Source organism: Pseudomonas sp. Marseille-P9899, from assembly GCF_903166565.1.
GTDB lineage: Bacteria > Pseudomonadota > Gammaproteobacteria > Pseudomonadales > Pseudomonadaceae > Aquipseudomonas > Aquipseudomonas huaxiensis.
The window spans coordinates 1,012,580-1,032,131 of the sequence record NZ_CAESCG010000002.1 but is presented as its reverse complement, the minus strand read 5'-3'; the positions used below and the strand labels follow the sequence as shown (position 1 = coordinate 1,032,131).

At 61.5% G+C, this 19,552-nt stretch carries 7 protein-coding genes; 2 read left to right on the top strand and 5 right to left on the bottom strand.

Going from position 1 to position 19,552, the window contains the following annotated elements:
• Window positions 1-88 precede the first annotated feature (88 nt).
• The 3 genes from HWV67_RS14015 to HWV67_RS14005 all read right to left on the bottom strand — a co-directional run bounded on the left by HWV67_RS14015 (window position 89) and on the right by HWV67_RS14005 (window position 9,756).
• The gene (locus tag HWV67_RS14015; protein ID WP_175651650.1) at window positions 89-3,892 is read right to left on the bottom strand and encodes an RHS repeat domain-containing protein; all 3,804 of its coding nucleotides are present in this window, start codon (window positions 3,890-3,892) and stop codon (window positions 89-91) included.
• 82 nt (window positions 3,893-3,974) lie between these two features.
• Window positions 3,975-7,283, bottom strand: a complete 3,309-nt coding sequence (locus tag HWV67_RS14010) for a hypothetical protein (RefSeq protein ID WP_175651649.1) — start codon at window positions 7,281-7,283, stop codon at window positions 3,975-3,977.
• Window positions 7,284-7,359: 76 nt separating this feature from the next.
• A complete protein-coding gene (locus HWV67_RS14005) occupies window positions 7,360-9,756 on the bottom strand; it encodes a hypothetical protein (protein WP_175651648.1) in 2,397 nt (798 codons plus the stop codon).
• A gap of 235 nt (window positions 9,757-9,991) precedes the next feature.
• Between HWV67_RS14005 and HWV67_RS14000 the strand changes: the two genes are divergently transcribed.
• Window positions 9,992-10,513, top strand: coding sequence for a hypothetical protein (locus tag HWV67_RS14000; protein WP_175651647.1), 522 nt, complete (start codon window positions 9,992-9,994; stop codon window positions 10,511-10,513).
• Window positions 10,514-10,554: 41 nt separating this feature from the next.
• Window positions 10,555-15,375, top strand: a complete 4,821-nt coding sequence (locus HWV67_RS13995) for an RHS repeat domain-containing protein (protein WP_175651646.1) — start codon at window positions 10,555-10,557, stop codon at window positions 15,373-15,375.
• 76 nt (window positions 15,376-15,451) lie between these two features.
• Here HWV67_RS13995 and HWV67_RS13990 read toward each other — a convergent pair whose 3' ends face one another.
• Window positions 15,452-17,974: a hypothetical protein gene (locus HWV67_RS13990; RefSeq protein ID WP_175651645.1), complete on the bottom strand. Its 2,523-nt coding sequence runs from the start codon at window positions 17,972-17,974 to the stop codon at window positions 15,452-15,454.
• A 10-nt stretch (window positions 17,975-17,984) separates the two neighbouring features.
• Complete coding sequence (locus HWV67_RS13985; RefSeq protein WP_175651644.1) at window positions 17,985-19,445, bottom strand: hypothetical protein; 1,461 nt, start codon at window positions 19,443-19,445, stop codon at window positions 17,985-17,987.
• Window positions 19,446-19,552 lie beyond the last annotated feature (107 nt).

Genomic DNA, 19,552 nt, shown 5'->3' with positions numbered 1-19,552 from the left:
AACTGGTAAAAATGTCAGGTGTGGCGGAGACAACAGGCAAGGCCCAGCAGCCACACCCGCGCCAGGGCAACCGCCACGGGTCTGGTTGTCACGCTCGGCCAGTCCCGTGTTTTTTTGCATCGGTCACCAGCAGCAGATCGCCCTCGCCGGTCAGCCTTTCGGCCAGCACATGCTCGCCGCCCCGGATGAAGGTGCGCTGCTCGTCACCCTGCAACTGATTGACCAATTGTCCATCACAGTAGAAGCGCTGCTCATCACCCTCGCCGCCGACGCTGCCACTGAGGATGTCCTGCGCGTCGTAGCGGTACTGAAGGATTCCGGTGCTGGCGTCACTGACGCTGAGCAGCCGCCCCAGGGCGTCGTATTCGAGGCTGCGGTCCTGTTCATCGCGGACCAGGTTGCCATCCTCGTCGTAGTCCAGACTCATGAGCGCGGGATAGTCGGCATGACTGTTGCGCACCGCACTGAGCTGGGTCGGGTCCTGGTCTTCGAACAGGTACGTGGCCAGGTTCTCGCCACCGGGAAACACCGTGCGCACCGTGATCAGGTTGTCCAGCGCATCGAATTCGAACACCTGGCGCTGGATCGATTTGCCCCAGGGGTCCAGCGGCAGGTCGCTACCGGTGCAACGGTAATCCTCCAGCCGCCCTCGCGCGTCGTAGGCATACGTCTCGTCACGCAGCAGCGTGCTGCCCTGGCGCAGGATTCGCTGCTCCAGGGCGTCGCGGACGGTGTAGCGTTGCTCCAGGGTCTGGACCACGCCATCGTCGAAGGTGAAGGTACGCAGGATCTCGCGACCGAAATCGTCGTATTCCAGATCAATGCGCACGCTGTGCCCCTCGGCCGTGTCTTCGGTGACGATGCGCGAGGTCAGGCCACTGCTGTTGTAGCTGAAGTGCGATTCGGTCTGCCCCAGGGTGGTCGACTCCAGCCGGCCGCCGCCATCGTACTCATAGCGCTGTTGCTGACCGAGCACATCGGTGTAGCTCAGCAAGCGTCCGCGCAGGCTGTATTCGTAGGCCATCTCGTGAGTCTTGCCGGCATTGACGCGCTGTTCGGTCTTCAGCTCACCGGTGCTGTAGTAGGTGCAATTGAGGCTCTGGTCGCTTTCACGGCTGGACAGCAGTTGGGCGTTGTCCTTGTCGTACTCATAGTCGGCGGTGGCCCCCTGAATACGCCGCTGGATAGGCTCTTCGCCGAGGTTCGGGTTGTACTCGTACGCGATGACCTCGCCCTTGGGCGTGGTGACGCTGGACGGCTGCTGCTGGCCGCCGTCGAACGCGAACGTGCGCTCGCGCCCACCGGTCACGGAGCGGTACAGGCGTTCGAGCCCGTCGAACGCCTGCTCACCGAGCACGACTCCGTCGACGCCGATCCAGGTCGGCAAGTCCTCGGTACTGTGGTCGGCGTAGCGCCGCTCGACCTGTGCGCTGTCGGGGAGGCCGTTGAGCGTCATGCGGTCGAACGCATCGTATTGATAGAAGCGGAACTGCCGCAGTTCGTCGTATTCATGCGAAGTCCGGCCCAGGCCGTCATAGAAATACTCGTACAGACTGACCTTCCCTCCCGCCAGATCGAACCGTTCAACCGTGACCGGTTTCTCGAACAGGTTGTTTTGAGTCACGGTCTTGCCCATGCCCTCGCGCCAGGTTTCGACGCGCAGCGCCACGGGGTCGGTGCGGGTGTAGTCAGTTACGCCGTCCGGTCCGGTCACGCTGTCTTGCTCGCCCCACTCGTCATAGGTGTAGCGGCTGGTCAGGGCCGTGGTCTGGCTGCCCAGCCAGTCGAATTCGGTGCTCTCGCTCAGTTGCCCGAAGGCATCGTAGGTGGCGCTGTAAGTCTGGCGTAGCGGCCTGGTCGCCGGGTTGCCGTCGACGTCCTGGCGCAGTTCGCTCACCACTCGTTGCAGGCCATCCAGCACGCTGCGGGTCTCTACTCCCTTGACGTCGATGGCCGTCTGGGTTGGCTGCCCGGTGACCTGGTTGACTAGCAGGTAGCGGTACTCGCGCAGCGCTTCGACCGAGCTGCCCGGTGCGACTTTCTCTTCGGTCACCCGCCCCAGCTTGTCGTAGGCGTAGGCAATTTCCACATCGTTGTCGTCACGCTCCAGCAGCGGGCGGCCATTGAGCAGCGAGTGCTCCAGGATGATCACCTTGCTCACCGCGTCGAAGCTGGTTTTCAGGGTTTCCAGGGTCCGCAGCACCAGTTGCCCGGCGTACTGGCCGATGACTTTGGCGTAGGCGTAGTCAGTGCTGGTGGTCTTGCCGTTGAGGGTCACCGCGGTCTGCGCTTTGCGCCCGTGCGTCAGGTTGTCGGTTGGCATGTTGATGTAGGTGTGCCGGGTCTTTTGCAGCTCGGCATTGCCGCCGTTGACGTGGACCAGCGTCTCCTGCTCCAGCGCCAGCCACGGCCAGGTGCTGCCGCTGCCGACCAGGGCCGGCTGGCTGATGTAGCGGTGCTGGGTGCGCAACACCGGAGCGTCGCTGACGTCGCCTTGACCCGGCGTCACGGTTTTCTGTTTCAGGTGCCGGACGAAACCATGCGGGTCGGCCGGGCAGCCGTCGCTGGCGCTAGCCGGGTAGTACTCGCTGGCTTCGCTGATGCCATTGGCCTGCACCTGCAGGGTGAGGTTACCGTGGATGTCGTATTCGCTGCGCACCACTTCGTCGCGGGTCTGCCCCGAGGTGCTTTTGCGGTACCAGGTGGTGGTCACGGTCTTGGGCAGTTGGCACTGCGCCGGTTGCTGATCGAATGGCAGGCTGCTGTCGTCAGCGTAGTAGTGGGTGCGAACGCGCTTGACCGCATCGCCCTGCTCGGTGAGTTCTTCACTGATCAGGTGGAAACGGTTGAAGGTGCGGGTGATGCTGCGCCGCGCGCGGTTGTTGGCGGCATCCCAGAGTTGCTCGACGGTACTGTATGTGTAGGTGCCGGGGATCTTGTAGAGGTTGTCCAGGCCGTCGTCATCCCAGCTCAAGCCGGGGGCGTTGCGGCCGAGGAAGTTGTTGTCGGAATACTCGTAGCGGGTGTCGATGGTCGGCTGGTCGGCGCCGGGGTCGTGCAGGTGACGACTGACCCGCGGCAGGGTGCGTCCACTGTCGCCGGGGAACTGGTGCGGCCTGTTGTCGTATTCAATGGTCTCGCGCCCACCGAGCGGCCCTTCGACGCGGTTGATGCACAGCAGGGTGCTATGGGTGGCGTAGCCGAAACGCCAGGAGGCGACAGGGTCGGTGGGCAGCTCGACGCGGATGACCCGAGCGTCACTGCCCTCGAAGATCAGCTTGAAGCTCGCTTGATGCAGGCCTCCGTGCAGCGACACGCTTACGTTACTGGCGCCGCGGATGATGCCAAGCAGACGAACACCGTCGGCATTGGTAATGCTGTTGAGCAGGCGGCCACCGGAGAAGGCGGTGTAACTGAGGGTGATGCGGTGGCCCTGGGGTGAATACTGGATCACCGGCAAGGCAACGGGGTCACCGGTTTCAGTGGCCAGTTCTTCGACCAGGCCGGATTTGTGCACCACGCGGAAGCGATTGTTGCCGATGTCAAACAGGCGGAAGGAGGGAATTTTCTGCTCCTTCATCAGCAGTTGCCCGCTGCCGTCGGAGCTGGTGCTGGTGACTTTGAAGGTTTCGCCAGAAGCCAGGGAGACGATGCCACTGAAGGTGTCGTACTGGCTCAGTTGCAGGTTCCAGCTTTTGCCGAAACCCGAGTCGACGGTGTTGAGCGGGTTGTAGGAAAGGCGCAGGGGAACATTGGGGCCGCTGAGGTCGTTGCCCTCGAGTTCCGGCAGCGACAGGCTGCAGGTGTATTGGCCGGTACGCGGGTCGACGCCGGTTTCAACGAAACTGAGGAAGTTGAAGGCATTGGAATGGATGTTGGAGGACGTGGTCATGACAAGGAACTCCATACAGGGCAATCATCACACCGTGACCCCGGCCACCGAGGCCAGGGTCACGGCTATCGAGACAGGCCGATCAGAGAACGGTGATGCGCAACTCGTTGCGATTGCTCGGTGAACGGAAATTGACCTGGAGACGGTGCTGGTTGCCGTAGTCATCGAGGATCCGCAGCTTCACCGGCCGGGCATAGGTCTGTTCACAGGCCAGGTCGAAGCGCCAGTACTGGCTGCGGTGCAGGCTGATCAACAACGCGCCCTCCGGACATTCCTCACCCGGCACCACTCCAGGCTCGGGCCTGACCGCATCGGGGATGTGGTCATACAGACCGGTGTCGAAGCGCAACTCGGTATCGCCGCGCAAGGCGTAGCCGGTGTAGCTGACCACGTCCTCCTCGAACTGGCGGCTCTCCCACTGCACCATGCCGCTGCGTTCTTCGAACTCGATATGGCGGAAGTGGATGTTTTCGCTGTTATGGGTCAGCTGCAGGATGTAGTAGTCGACGGTGTCCAGGTGGTAGTCGTTGTCCTCCTCACCAATGACCCGCGTCACCTCGAACTTGTAGCTGGCATTGTCGAATTTCGGTGGCTGCACCGGAATCGGCTCGATGGTTTTGTCGCTTCCGTTGCCCTTTTCGTTGGAGTAGAACGGCATCAGGTCATCGCGCGTCAGCATGGCGGCGATGGTCGTCTTCGAACCCGCGCGAGTCTGCACGTAGAGCGTTTTGATCCGGGCGTTCACACCATTGGTGCGATCACGACCACCCGGATGAAACAGATAATCATTGTGCGACTCGTTGTAAGCCCAATCACCGTCCACCGGCACACCTTCGCTATCAACCCGGGGCAACGGCTCGAGGGTGTGCGCATTGACCAGCACGATGCTGTTCAGCTCAGCGTCCGACAGATCCACAAGAACCTCATCGACATCCCTCGGCTGGACTTCAACCTCCACCTCGACCTGCTGCTGGCCGTTGGCAAATAACTGCAGCGAAGACATCGCCTTGAGCTCGAACTTCAGCAACTCGCTCCAGCGCGCTTCGCTGGCGTATTCGGACTGATAGATGATGCTGTAGCCGTAGTAGTCGTTGAAATCATCCTCCGCCGTGGCCTGCACCACGCTGTAAGGCAGGGTGATCCTGGCCGGCGCGGTGAACACGCCCGTCTCGGCATTGACCGTGCCCTCCCCGGCACTGACCGACCAGCGGATGGCATCGGAAGGCAAGTCTTCATCGGCCAGCCGCACCCGCGTCGAGGCACCCGGCGGCAGGCCGGGGTGGAAGGCCGGGGCCAGCGCCAGCGCGAAAATCGACTGCAGCAACAAGACCGTCGCCACGACCTTCGCGCCGGTCGAAGTGTCCTCGGCCTCGATATGGGCCGCGGCCACCGGCTGGCCGATGCTGGTCGGTGGCGTGTAGACCGCCTGATTGCCGTTGGCCTGCAATGAGCCGCCACCGCTGCGCAGTGTCCACTTGATGGTTCCTCCGTCGAGGGTCGAAGCCTTCAACGTGACCGGCTCGGGGCGTTGCAGGTCGACGGTGGCCATCCCCGGTGTCACCACCAGCGCTTCGGCCACCACCACCACCAGCGCCGAAGCGCTGAAGGTGTTGCCGCCGTCCTCGAGGGTGGCGGTGACCACATTGCGCACCGCCTGGCCGACCATGCGCTCGCGCGGCGGTGCGGTGAACATGCCGCTCTGGTTGATGTCGCCCAAGGCACGGCTGCCGTCGATACTGCGCACCGACCAGGTGAGCTTGCCCGCCCTGCCCTTGAGCTGCTGTTCGAGCACCGCGAACTGTTTCGTGGTGCCGGCCAGGACATGCACGATGGAGGGCTCAAGTTTGAGTGCGGTGTGCTTGGGATTGATATGCCCGAACAGCGCCAGGTCGCCAGGCAGCGCGGCGTGGGTCAGCAGTAGCGCATTCTGCTCAGGAAACAGCAGGTGGTTTATGGCAAACAGGTCGAGCTCCGGCAGGCGGATCTCCTTGAGCTGGTCGTGCATGCTGTCGATCAGGCCTTTCAGCCTCGCCTCGAACACATTCGCGAAGCCGTTGAAGAGATCGATATCACCGCTGATTTTCTCCACCGAGGCCGAACTGGAACCACCTGGCGCCGAAGCGAAGATCACGACGCTGGTGAGCGGATCGACACTGGCCTTCAGGAAGAACTCCAGATTGTGGGTAAAGCGGACATTGGCGTCCTCTTTCCTTACATCCCCCCCCAGCAACTCCTTGCGGGTGAAGTGAAACGAAAAAGTATTCACCCCTTTCCAGGCGAACCTGAGCAGCCCGCCGGCTCCCACCGACACCTCGAACGGCGCGGAGCCTGCTGCGCTGCTGGCGAAATCGAAGGTCAGCGGCACATTGTTCGACGCGCTCTGGCTGTAACCGCCACCGGAATGCGAGAGTTCGATATCGTCCACCGTCCAGCTCCCCGCACGCGCCTTCAGCCCCCGCGCCAGGTCGTTGGAGTCCGAGGTGCGCAACAACGACAGCCCGCGACCGATATTGCGCTCCAGGTAACCCTGAATGAACCAGTCGAAGACCGCACGGCTGGCCAGAATCAACGAGCCGGAATACCGCGGCTTGCCCGAGCCGGCCTCGCGGTCGTCGGGGATCAGGTAGCGGAAATCACTGTCGTCACCCGGGGTGGAGCCGTCGAGGAGGTTCTCGCGGGTACGCACAAACAGCACCACCGCGCCTTCGCCATAGCTGTCGGAGCCTGCGACTTTCGCGCCGGGTGCAGCCTGGGTACGCACCTGGAAATTGCGCGGCGCCAGTTTGTCGTCCGGGTCGAAATCCAGCATGCCCAGCACATAGCGGCGGGCGCTGGCGGGTTGGCGCTTGAACAGCGCATGGAAGAACTCACCCAGCGCCTGTTGCGCCAGCGGCTGGTCCACCAGGTTGCAACTGAAGTCATAGCCCTCGGCAATATCGAGAACCACCTCGCCTTTGCGGCCCACGGAGCCGATCACCGCGTGCAGGTCCACTTCCATCACCAGGGTGAACAGGTGCTGTTCGGTGATCGCAAAGCTCGACGTGATTCGCTCCGACACACCGGGTGCCTTGACCTTGTAGGCGACCATGCCGGAGACGATGTCCATCGTCAGGTGGGCACGGGAGTCACTCAGCGAGGCGGTTTCGAACGACAGCCGCGGCTGACTGAGCAACAGCCCGGTCAGTTCCAGCACCTCATAACCACTGCTGGTCAGCGGCACACTGCCGTGGATGCGCTTGAGGAAACTGTTCTGGTTGAACTGCGAGATGTACTGCTGCTCCAGCAGTTGATTGACCTTGGGCCGGTTCATGGTGACAACGGCGTCCCAGCCACGGGTGACAGATGTGCCTTGCATCCATTGCAGGAGGCCATTGAGGGATTGGTCGGACATTTCATTTCATCCTGTCGGTGTATAAGCACCGCCGCCGTTCAAGCAACGGCAGCGGCCTTGGGGTAAAGCAGAGGGCTCAAGGCAGGTCTGGGGCAAACGCCCTGGAGTGCGCCTGGATCGAGTCACTGACCCGGCGGGAAATGTCGGCGTAGGTCGACAACGGCAATGGCAAGACGATGAATCCGATGTCATCGGAAAAGTTTCCCGGGATCACCACGGAGACAACGGCAAAGCCGTTGGCATTGGCCGGCTCTGTGAAGACGCCCGACGGGCTGAGGGTGCCTCCGCCACTGACAAGCAACGTGCAGGTGGCATCAGGCGGCGGATTGACCGGGCCATTTTTGCCCACCGCCTGCAGTTGCACCTGCCCGGTCTCCGGCTTGCTCGCCTCGCTGATAACCACGGGGAGATTGATCAGGGTGTTCAGTACCAGCAGTAACGCCTCGACCGTCTCGTTGGCGGCCGCGTTCTTGACCTGAATCGCCTCGATGTAAATCTTCGCGCGGTCGGCACTGCTGGCCGCAGCGGTGTACACACATTCAGCGCCCGTGGTAGTGCTGAGCTTGCCGCCCAGTGCCGGGGTTTTCAGGGACCACGCCGGATTGCCGCCGCCCATGATCGCGGCGGTCAGCGTAACGTTGTCCCCTGCACCGCACACCTGGAAGATGGGCGACACGCTGATGGTGCTGGCCATCACCGAAACCAGGGCCGAGGCGCTGACATCCTGGCCATCGAGCTTGCCTTTGCCGGTCACCACCACTGTCCGGTAGCCCTCTTTCAGGGTATTGGCTGCGGGTGCCTTGTACGAGCCGCTGGCATCGATGGTGCCGACATCGGCTTCGCCAGGGTCCGTGTTGCGCACACTCCAGGTGACGCCACTGAGTGCCGGCTCGAGGGTGAATTTCTGGGTGCCTCCCGGCTGGAGGTTCACTTGCTGCGGCGACACCGCAGCGGAGGTGCGCAGCGGATCAATATGGCCGAACAAGGCTAGATCGCCAGGAACATAGACGTCGTGAAGTTGCAAGGCATTCTGGCCAGGGAACAACAAGTTGCGAATCAGAAAAGTGTCAACATTGGGCGCACTGAACTTTTTCAAATAAGAAACCAGCAGCGGTTTCACTTTTTCCTGAACGCGCATACTCACTGACCGGTCATCAAAATCATTGTGTCCGGTCAGGAAACCGTCCAGGTATTCATCAATTTTAAAACTCAGCTTCAAGTCGTCAGTTTTGGGCTCGAAGTAAACAACCCCCTGCGCATCCAGCCGCGCATCGAATCCGGAGCTCCACGCGAGTGAGCACGCCATGACACCTTCCTTGTTTTCGTCCCACCAACCCGGCTTATCTGCTTTGTACTTGTAATCGGCGCCCACCTCTACATTCCATGTTACGGACAACCCCATGGCATTTGCCTGCACGGTATAGGGTGATTTGCTTGAGTTGAACGCGAAGCCAGGCGAGGACTTCAAATTACAGGAGGCATCCGGAGAGTTTTGCCCGGGCACAGTGATATCCACATCACAGGAAATACTTCCCGCGTTTGCTGCCAACCGCCAGGCGATATCAATACCGCCCGTGTAAGGAGCAAACTTCAATCCCTGGCCTACCGCTGACTCGGCATGCTCTCGCAACAACTGATCAAACAACGTACGACTCGAAAGTAACATGCTGCCCGTATATTCCTTGCCGTTCTTGTCCGCCGGGATCAGGTATTTGAAGCCCGACCCTTTCCCGGGGTAATCACCGCTGGTACCGCCCTTGAGTCGAACGAACAACAGCACCGCACCATCGCCGTAGTTGTTCGCCGACGCCCTTGTGGCGCCCGGCGCTGGCATGGTGCGAATGGCGAAGGCTTCCGGCGTCAGCGGGCCATTCAGGTCGCCGGTCAGTTCGCCCAGTGGAAAGATTTTCTGATGGTCTTCCAGTTCCTCGAACAGGACCTTGAAACGAGAACCCACCTGTTCCTGGGACAAATCGCCCAGCACGAAGTTGGCCTTGAACTCCCGGCCCTCTGCGATGCTCAACCCCACCTCGCCCACAGTACCGACAGTGCCGCTTACTTGCCTGAGGTCCATCACCATGGTCAATTGCGGCCCACCCACAGGGAGAATTTTCAGGATTCTGTCAATTCGCGCCGGTGCGCCGCTGGCGGCCAGCTCGGTCATGATCATCCCGCCCACGAAGTCCATGGTCAGGGTGGACCGGGAGCTCTCCAGATCGGCATTGGAGAATGCCAACCGGGGTGCGCTCAACTTCAAGTTGGTGAGGTGCTCCTTGGAATAAGCGCTGGACTCCATTGTTTCGTTTATCAACGGCAGAAAACTTTTGGAATTAAACCGTTCTATATAGAGCTGGTCCAGCAGCCGGTTAGTCCTGCGCCGATCATAGGCGACGACGGCGCCCCACCCATAGGTCTTGGATTTGCCATCCAACCAGGCCAACAGTTCATCGACACTGTGATTGTTATTGCTCATCGTCGTTCTCCTTGTTTATGGCTTTCCTGTGCGGAGTGTTTCATTCAAGTGAACACTTTCGCACCGGCCTGGACGTGAATACGGTCACCACGCTACGCCACTTGCCGGGGGCCGCCTACTGACAAAAATGCTAGGTTCGCCGCCTTTGCCGCAGTGCTACCGTAGTTGCGAACACGGCCATCGGGCTTCATCACTTACCCATGAAAGTCTTTTCAAAACAACGGAGTAACAGCCCATGCAAGTCATCCGGAAACTCCCCGCGCCGTCGCGCTACCTGAGGGCACTCTTGCTGCTTCTGGCAATCGCCGCAGCACTGCCTGCCCTTGCTGATACGCGCAGCAATGGAACATTGGAGCTTTATAAAAAAGGCCAACAAGACGGTGTTCCTGGAAACTTGTCGTGCTCCATTGACTTAGTGACCGGAGAGCATAACTTCCACGAATCGGAAAACTGCGAAAACGACGAGATCTACTTCTTTAAATTACTCAATGCTCCTTCCGCGACGACTATTTCATTCCATGACAGCCCGGACTGCAATGAGAAGAACGATCAGAACTTTTACTTATATTTCAAGACTGTAAAACACAACTTTTCATTCGAAACCCCACTCAGCCTCACTATTACCGCAGCGACCGCCGTCGGCAGGATCGTGGCCGGCTCGGGCGGTTTACTACGAATGGAGAAAAAAATGACCACCGGGCAAATCGACGGAAAGCTGTCGTGCGTCACCATCAAACGCTCCGCCGCTCCCGATTGATCGGACATTACCCGCCCTCTGATACCTGAAGGAACGCCACCATGACCACGTCCTCCAATATCCACTCCAATGCCTTCAACTTCCTCAGCTTCGTCGAAACCGGCGTCGATCCGCGTACCGGCCAATACACCTGCAGCCTGTCGCTGCCGGAACTTGAGGGCAATGATCTCAGCGGCCCCAATGTTCCCCTGCGCCTTTCCTACAGCCCGCTCAACACCATTGACTCGGGTTTCGGCAAAGGCTGGAACCTGCAACTGAGCCAGTACGACACCGACACTGGCATCGTCTCCCTGTCCTCCGGCGAAACCTTCAAGGTCACCAGCACCACCACTGACGGCAGTGGGCAACTGCTGATGAAGGAGCAGAAAATCCCCTCCTTCCGTCTGTTCAAACTCGCCGATAACCGCTTCCGCGTGGTGCACAAATCCGGCCTGGTCGAAGAACTGGCCACTGAAACCGGCGACCCCGTGGCTTTACCGGTGGTTCAGTATTCGCCCCAGGGCCACCGCATCACCCTCAGCTACACCGCCTTCTCCGGTAGCCGCCTGCTCAGCAGCATCGCCAATGCCGACGGCGTCCGCCTGCTCGGCATCGTCCGCGGCTCCAGTAACGTAAGCGTGAAACTGCACCCGGGCACCTCACATGAAGCGAGCTTCAACCTGATCTTCGAAGGCAGCGATTCGCGGGTCATCCGCGTCGAGCTGCCCACCGCCCCTGCCTCCTGGCGCTTTGCCTACGCCACCCACAGCACCCTGCTGTGTATCAACCGCGTCGAAGGGCCGTTGGGCGGACACGAGACCATCGAATACGACAACAAGCCGCACCAGTTCCCCGGCAACAGCGGACGCACCCTGCCGCGGGTCAGCCGTCACCTGCACGACCCCGGCGCCGACCAGCCGACCATCGACACCCGCTACGAGTATTCCGACAACAACTTCCTCGGCCGCAACGCCCCCAACCTGAGCTGGGACGACGACGGCCTGGACAACCTCTACAAAGTCTCCGGCGCCTACACCTACAGTACCGTCGAGCAACTCTGGGACGCCGCCAACAACCGCGCGCGGCGCAGCATCACCCGCACCTTCAACCGCTTCCACCTGACCAGTGAAGAGCTCACCGAGCAGGGCGATGCGGTCAAGCGTGTGCGCACCCACTACTACGCTGACGACAGCAGCCTGCCGTTCGATCAGCAACCAGCGCAGTGCCAGTTGCCCAAGACCGTGACCACCACCTGGTACCGCAAGAGCACTTCGGGCCAGTCCCGCGACGAAGTGGTGCGCAGCGAGTACGACATCCACGGCAACCTCACCCTGCAGGTGCAAGCCAACGGCATCAGCGAAGCCAGCGAGTACTATCCGGCAGCTGCCAGCGACGGCTGCCCGGCTGATCCGCATAAATTCGTCCGGCACCTGAAACAGAAAACCGTGACTTCGGCCAAAAGCGACTTCAACGACGCCCCGGTATTGCGCACTCAGCACCGTTACATCAGCCAGCCGGGGCTGAGCGGCAGCATCTGGCCGTGGCTGGCGCTGGAACAGGAAACGCTGGTCCACGTCAGCGGCGGCAACGCCGAGCTGCAAAAGACCCGCCACACCTACATCAACGCGCCGACCGACAGCCTGAAACATGGGCGCAGGTCGCAGACCGCGGTGACCCTCAACGGCAAGACCACCACCACCGACTACGCCTACGTCAAAGCCACCGGCCAGTACGCCGCGCAGCCGGTGCTGCGGACCATGGAAACCTTGAAAACCAGCTTCGACGCGGTGAGCAAGGTGATCATCCTCGAGCACTCGTTGCTCAATGGCCGCGCGCTGTTGGAGCGGGATGACAACGATGTGGAAATTGCCTACACGTACGACAAACTGGGGCGGGTGATTGAAGAGAAAGTCGCACCGGGCAGCTCGGTCGAAGCGCTGCGCGAGTACCGCTACCTGCTGGTCAATCAGGCCACCGGGCAACCAACCCAGACCGCTATCGACGTCAAGGGCGTAGAGACCCGCAGCGTGCTGGATGGGCTGCAACGGGTAGTCAGCGAATTGCGCCAGGACGTCGACGGCAACCCGGCGACCAAGCCGCTGCGCCAGACCTACAGCGCCACCTATGACGCCTTCGGGCAACTGAGCGAGAGCACCGAATTCGACTGGTTGGGCAGCCAGACCGCAGCCCTGACCAGCCGCTACACCTACGATGAATGGGGCGAACAGGACAGCGTGACCGGGCCGGACGGGGTCATCGCCCATGCGCTCTACGACCCGGTCAGCATGACCCGTCGCACCTGGCAGGAAGGCACCGACGGCAAGCGCAGCAACGTCGATCGAGTGGCCTACAACCTGTTCGAAAAACCGCTGAAAAGCGAAGTGCTCGACAGCCAGGACAAGGTGGTCAGCACCGCGGAATTCCGCTACGACGGCCTAGGCCATTGCCGCCAGGAAATCAGCGTCCTCGGCAAAAGCACCTTCTACCGCTACGACCCATGGGACCGCGTCAGCCTGACCGTGCTGCCGGACGAAACCCAGATCGTCCGCGACTACGCCGAGCACAGCAGCGCCGAACTGGCGGTCAGCATTGATGTGACCCTGGGCGGTAGCAACCGCGCCACCCTGCGCCTGGGCGAACAGCAGTTCGATGGCCTCGAGCGCCTGACCCGCGCCGATGTCGGTCCGCGCAGTCAGCAGTACCGGTACACGAACGGCCAGTTGCAGCCCGATGAACGGATTACCGCCGGCGGCCAGAGCATCCACTACGAATACACCCCGAACCTCACCCAGCAGCCGGTCGCCCTGATCGCCCTGGACGAAGACGCCAGCTACACCTACGACCCTGACAACGCGCAGTTGATCGCGACCAAAAACAACCAGGGCCGCCGCGAGTTCGACTACGACAGCGCCAGCTACCTCAGCCATGAACGCTGGATCGTCGACGGCACGACCTGGGAAGCGCTGTCCACGTATTCGCTGGCCGGTCGCCTGATTCAGCACACGGACGTGAACGGCCAGCAAAGCGTTTACGCGTACGACCCACAAGGCCGCGTCGAGACCGTCACCCAAGGCCGGCTGCGAGCCAGCTTTGCCTACGACAGCCTGGGCCGGGCGTGGCGCACCACCACCCGTGATCTGGACGCCGGCACCGAACTGGTCACCTCGCTGACCTTCGACGACCATGGCCGGGAAATCGAACGCGCCCTGGCCCTGAGCGGCCAGCCTACACAGACCCTCGCCCAAACCTGGCGCCTCGACAACCGCCTGCAGAGCCGGCACCAGCAAAGCGCCGGCACCTCGCTGCTGAAGGAAGTGTTCGATTACGACGTGCGCGGGCGGCTGATCCAGCACGACTGCTCGGGCCAAACCCTGCCGACGGACCGCTACGGCAACGCCATCGCCTCGCAGACCTTCAAATACGACGGCCTGGACAACCTGCTGCAGGTGAGCACCCGCTTCGCCGACGGCAGCAACGATGAATCGACGCGCAGCTTCGCCGACGACGATCCGTGCCAACTGGTGCGTATCACCCACACCCACGCCGACTACCTGAAGAGCCAGGACCTGAGCTACGACGCCGACGGCCACCTGCTCGCCGACGAAAACGGCAACGGCCTGCACTACGACAGCCAGGGTCGCCTGCTACGGGTCACCGACGAGAACGGTCAAGACATCAGCGAATACCGCTACGACGGGCACAACCAGTTGACCGGCGTCACCCACGGCGAGGAGGCACAGACCCGGCGCTTCTACCAGGGCAATCAGTTGGGCTGCACGGTACAAGGCAACACCCGCATCAGCTACCTGTATGACGGCGATCGGCCGCTGGGCCAGCAACAGATGAGTGCGCCCGCCGAAACCCTGCTGCTGCTGACGGACGCCAACCGCAGCGTGCGCGGCGAAAGCCAGCAACAGACACTGCGCGAAACCGCCTACAGCGCTTATGGCGAGCGCCGCGACGACGGCATGAACACCGTGCTGGGCTTCAACGGTGAAGTGCGCGACAGCCTGTCCGGCTGGTACCTGCTGGGCAAGGGCTACCGTGCCTACAACCCGGAACTGAAGTGCTTCCACAGCCCCGACGGGCTGAGCCCGTTCGGCGCCGGGGGCCTCAACCCGTATATGTACTGCGGGGGCGATTCGGTGAACCTGCGCGACCCAACCGGGCAGTTCTGGGAAGGCGCGAGCTGGGTAGGTCTTGGCCTGGGTGTCCTCGGGGCGGGGCTGACCGTGCTGTCGTTCGGCGGTTTCGCACCCGCCTATGCACTGATGATAAGCGGCAGCCTCGCGACTGCGGCACAGGGTGGCCTCGCCGTGACAGCCATTACTGCCGGCGTGGCAGCGCTGGGCACGGGGGTGGCACAGTCACTGGTCAGTGACAAGCAGACAAAGAAGGTCCTGGGCCAGATAAGCTTCGGGTTGGGGATCGTTTCGATGGCCGCAGGGTTGGGTTCGTTGAAGTTCAATGGGGGGAAAAGCAGCTCATCGTCAATCGATGACACGCGAACCGGCTTTAGAAATCCACTGGCCAACGGTAGCAATTACTTGGACCAAGGACTTGTACCTAACCGTTTTCTTCGAGTTCAAGCAACTCAAGTAACCCAAGCAACCCAAACAACCCAAACAACCCGAACAACGGCCTCAGTGGCCGCGTCCAATGTTCCCCCACCTCCACCGCCCAGGACACAAAGGCCGTTGCCAGATACACCCGTTGCCCAAGTCTTCGCCCCTAAGCCAAATGCCCCCCTTACTAAACGCCCAGTCCTTGATGAGTTAGGCATTGCGGAACTGAAAGCCTTTAATGCGACTCACAAAAAGGGCAACACAATAGCTGAAACTGCTAAGCAAGTACGGCTCCAACTCACGGGTCCAACTACCTGAAACCCAAAGAGCCTGACGACCCGGTCGTCAGGCTCTTTGGCCCAGGAATGTTTCTGGCAACGGTCAGCCACGTGCATCACTCGCGTTTCGCCTCCGGCATATTGGCAAACCGAATCACCGTCGCCTCCGACCACTGCCCATCCGCGTACCGCCATTTCAGCGAAATCGACCCGATGCCTACCACCGCGAACCACCACGTGCATTTCAGCGCCGTCGTGGTGGTCTTGCGCTGGAACCCCCATGCCTCGTATTCCACTGCACCAAGCACCGCGTCCCAACTGACGTAGATAGTGAAAGAGGGATCCCGCCTCGCCTGAAGCCCCTTTGGAAACGCCGCCGTGCGCGGAATCACCAGATAGCCGCTGGGCGGAATGAATTCGCTCTTGCCGGTCAACCCGGTGATCAGGTCAAACCCGGCAATCCCACTGGCCGGTGGCGAGTAACGCCCGCCAGCATCGACCCGGCCATCGCCGATCACCTTCCACTCCACCTGGGCAGCCGGTACCTCGGTGGGGCCCACGAACGCGCGCAATTGTCCGCCCTGTCCCGGCGATGGTTCATCGAGCTGGATGCGCAGGGTAAGCACGTCGTGAATCACCAGGATGAAGTTCTTCTTGCTGGCCCCGCTGGCACTGTCGGTGAGGGTGACGGGATCCAGCACGAAATACTCGCGCGGGTCCCTGGGCCCGGCGGTATAACGCCACTGATTGTGGCCGTCCGCCGTCAGGCTGCCGCCATTGCCCGGGTTGTCGAGGACAGCGCGCAGCGTACCCGCGCCCAATGCGGACGCGGAAAAGATCTGCGATGCGCCGGCATCGCACACCTGGAACAGCGGGCTGACCGCCACGGTTTCGCGAACCACATGGACCAATGTCGAGGCCGTGGTCTTGGCCGAGCCCGCGCCCTTGCTGGCGGTCACCACCACACTGATAAAACCCTGGACCAGCGTATTGGCCGCAGGCGCCGTGTAGCGCCCGCCGCTGTCGATACTGCCGAACCCGTCTTGCTGGCCACGCACCCCCGCCAGGCTCCAGGTGATACCGGATTGCGCCGGGTGGGTGGTGAACACCAGACTCCCCCCCGCCGCGAGCATGGCCTCTGCGGGCTGCACCACGAAAGGCTGCTGGACCTCACCGACCAGCAACAGGTCGCCGGGCAAAAACACCCGGTTCGGCAGCAAAGCGTTGCGCCCGGGAAACAGCAGATTGCGGGTGATGAACGTATCGACGGCGGGTGGTTTCACGCCCTCGAACATCTTCAGCACCACCGGCAGGAAATGCTCCTTGGCGACCTCGTTGATCCGCGACTGATGCCCAGCGCCCAGGTCGGGCAGCCAGTCGTGACCGCTCACGATCAGGGAGTTGCTGGAGGTCATGTGTGGAAAAAAACCGACCACGCCATCACTCATCAACTGTGCGGAGAAGGCTAGATAGAACTCGTAGCTCAAGTTCAGGTTGCCGTAGTCCCATTCGTCACCGGACGGCCAGTCCCAGTGGATGACCCGCGCGAAGGGCGTGGAGGTGGTTTTCTTCCAGTACACGCTCAGGAGCGAGCCGTCGGTACTCACGGTCAACGGCGGGTGACTGCCTTCGGGGCCGAAGGTGGTTTTCATATCGCTGGAAAAAACCGCATCAAAATCGCCATTGCGCACCGTGTAGTGGTAATCGAACGGCGCGGCAAATTCGCCGGCATTGGCCTTGAGCACCCAGGCCGTGTCCTTGCCGCCGGCGTAGTCGGCGAAACCGATGCCATAGCCAATATCCCTCAGCAGTTGCGGCTTGAGCACCTTGTCGAACAGCACACGGCTGGATAGCACCAGGCTGCCGCTGAAACCGTCAGGCAGCAAATACGGAAAGGACGGGCCGGGAGCATCGCCCGCTGGCCCGCCCTTGAAACGGACATACAACTCGATGGCGCCGTCGCCGTAATCCGGCGATCCGGGTTGTGCGCCATCGCCGCGGGTTGCCGTCCGCAGATCGAAGGTTTCCGGGGTCAGCTCGGGCACCTCCTCCTTGCCGATGCTGCCCAGGTCGAAGCGCCGGCGTGTGCTGTCGAGGTCCTGGAATTTCTTCTCGAAGAACGCCGCCACGGCCTTGCGCGTGGCGTCGTCATAGCCGAACGAGGTGGTGATCTCCGTGCCTTCATGCAGCTCGATGAACACACTGCCGGCGTTGCTGCCGCCGGTGGTACGGCGCAGGTCGAGGTGCATGCTCAGGGTTGCCTGCGCCAGCGGCAATTGCTGCTCCAGCCTGACCACACGCTCGAAACTGCCAGCGGGGGCTATGGCGGTCACCACCATTCCGCCCTCAACAGGAAAACGCAAGGTCGCACCCTGACTGCGCCGTCGCGCCGCTTCGAACGACAGTATCGGCGCCGAAAGCTGTAACCCGTGCAGGTACATGCGGGTGCGGACAATGTCCTCCAGATACAACTCGCCGCTGATGGGCTGAATGTAGCTGTCGGTCGATTGCAGGCGCTCGATCGTCTGCTCCAGCAGCAACGCATTGGCCTTGTCCCGGCCATACACCACGATCGCACCCCAGCCCAGGGTCAGCGATTTGCCCTTCATCACGGACAACAACTCAGCCAGGGTGCTCATGACTTACCTCCTAGCTCACCAGATTGAGGTCAAGGAACCGGAAATCCAGATAGGTCTCCCCATCATCGAAACTGACGGCAACACGTGTGGCGAAGATCTTGTCCAATTGCAGCTTCAGCAGGTCGGCCCTGGGCAATACCGCGGTCACCGGAGAGGCGTTCTTGGGCACGACCTGAGCTTTCAGCAGGTCGAAACGGATCGACGCCCCCTGCTGATCCAGCCCGGTGACCCAGAGGTTGATGCGCATGCCGTCTGCCAGCGGTTTGTACGGCCAGGGGGCCATCGACAGGTTGGCGCCCTGCGGCACGCTGGCGAGACTGAGCTTGCCGCTCCCCGCCTGCGAGCAACTGAGCAACATCATGGTGGTGGTCGCCAGCTTCTGTACGGTGAGGAAATAAGTCGCCGAGATTTCCGGCTCGCCGGTCGGCCATTTCACGCTGTAATAGACCTCGACCTTACGCCCCATATTGGCGGGAATGGCGCTCGCGGGGATCTTGAAGTCCATGCCATCCGGCGAGCTGGGCGTAGTGGTCTGGAACGAACCGGAGTCGCCGAAACCACGCCAGTGCAGGGTCAGGGTGGCGCCGCTGATGTCGTCCTGCTGCGCGGGAACCCGAGCGGTGACGCCGCTGGTAGTGTTTTTCGGATCGAGGGTGCCTTCACCCGGATTACCGGGCTGGGCCTGCACCACCGTTACCAGCGGTCGTGGCTCAGGGGGAAGGATGTTCACTGTGAGCTGTGCGGATAAGGACAGCTTGGAGTCATTGCCTGCACGGTCCTGCAATAGGTAAGTAATCACCCGCTCACCATTGCCCTCTCGCTCGATCATCTCGCCATCGAAGCAGACGGTCAGGTCCGGGGTCAGTTCGACATCAATGACCTGGTTCTGGCCGTACGGGCCCTCCTCCCAGAACCCTTTGAGACGGTCGCCCGGTTTGAACGTATAGGAGGTCTTGGGCACGGTGGCCTCGACCCTGTTGTTGTTGGCCTCCAGATACTGGTTGGTGATCCCGCCAAAAATGACTTCCGTGGGGAAGACCAGCTTGGCGGGATTCCCAGGGTGCACTGGCGCCCTGGTGTCGATGGTGATCGTTAGCGGCAAGGAACGATGGCTGTTGCCCGCCCAGTCAACCACCTCGTAAAGCAGTTGATGAGGGCCATCCGGCGCCAGGTTCTCGTCGGGAAGCATGATGAACAGATCATTGTCGGGAATGGGCGCCGTCCAGCTTTTGCTGGCCGCCACCCGACCGTCCCACAGCAGGTCAAGGCGCTCCTCGCCCAGCCCGGGGCTGGATGTCGGCCACTTGTCGAAACCGACCCTCAGGGGTGCACTGAGTGCAGTGATCGGCAGCAGGTTTTCTTCACCGCCTGGAATGGGGTCCAGGGCCGCCGTCACCCTGGGTGCCGGTAGTTCGAGAAGCTGAGCCACGGGTGTCGAGGCAGAGTCGGAAGGAGGGTTGAAATCGGTCATGGCTGCTCACTCGTCGGAGTCTGGAGCGCTCATTGAACAATAGGGAGGGAAGTGCCGAAACTGACAAAAATATCAGGTAGCTGGCAGGGTAACGGCCCTTGCGCAAA

Coding starts and splice junctions, on each gene's coding strand:
- HWV67_RS14015 (WP_175651650.1), bottom strand. CDS start 3,892: ATGACCACGTCCTCCAACATCCATTCCAATGCCTTCAACTTCCTCAGT.
- HWV67_RS14010 (WP_175651649.1), bottom strand. CDS start 7,283: ATGTCCGACCAATCCCTCAATGGCCTCCTGCAATGGATGCAAGGCACA.
- HWV67_RS14005 (WP_175651648.1), bottom strand. CDS start 9,756: ATGAGCAATAACAATCACAGTGTCGATGAACTGTTGGCCTGGTTGGAT.
- HWV67_RS14000 (WP_175651647.1), top strand. CDS start 9,992: ATGCAAGTCATCCGGAAACTCCCCGCGCCGTCGCGCTACCTGAGGGCA.
- HWV67_RS13995 (WP_175651646.1), top strand. CDS start 10,555: ATGACCACGTCCTCCAATATCCACTCCAATGCCTTCAACTTCCTCAGC.
- HWV67_RS13990 (WP_175651645.1), bottom strand. CDS start 17,974: ATGAGCACCCTGGCTGAGTTGTTGTCCGTGATGAAGGGCAAATCGCTG.
- HWV67_RS13985 (WP_175651644.1), bottom strand. CDS start 19,445: ATGACCGATTTCAACCCTCCTTCCGACTCTGCCTCGACACCCGTGGCT.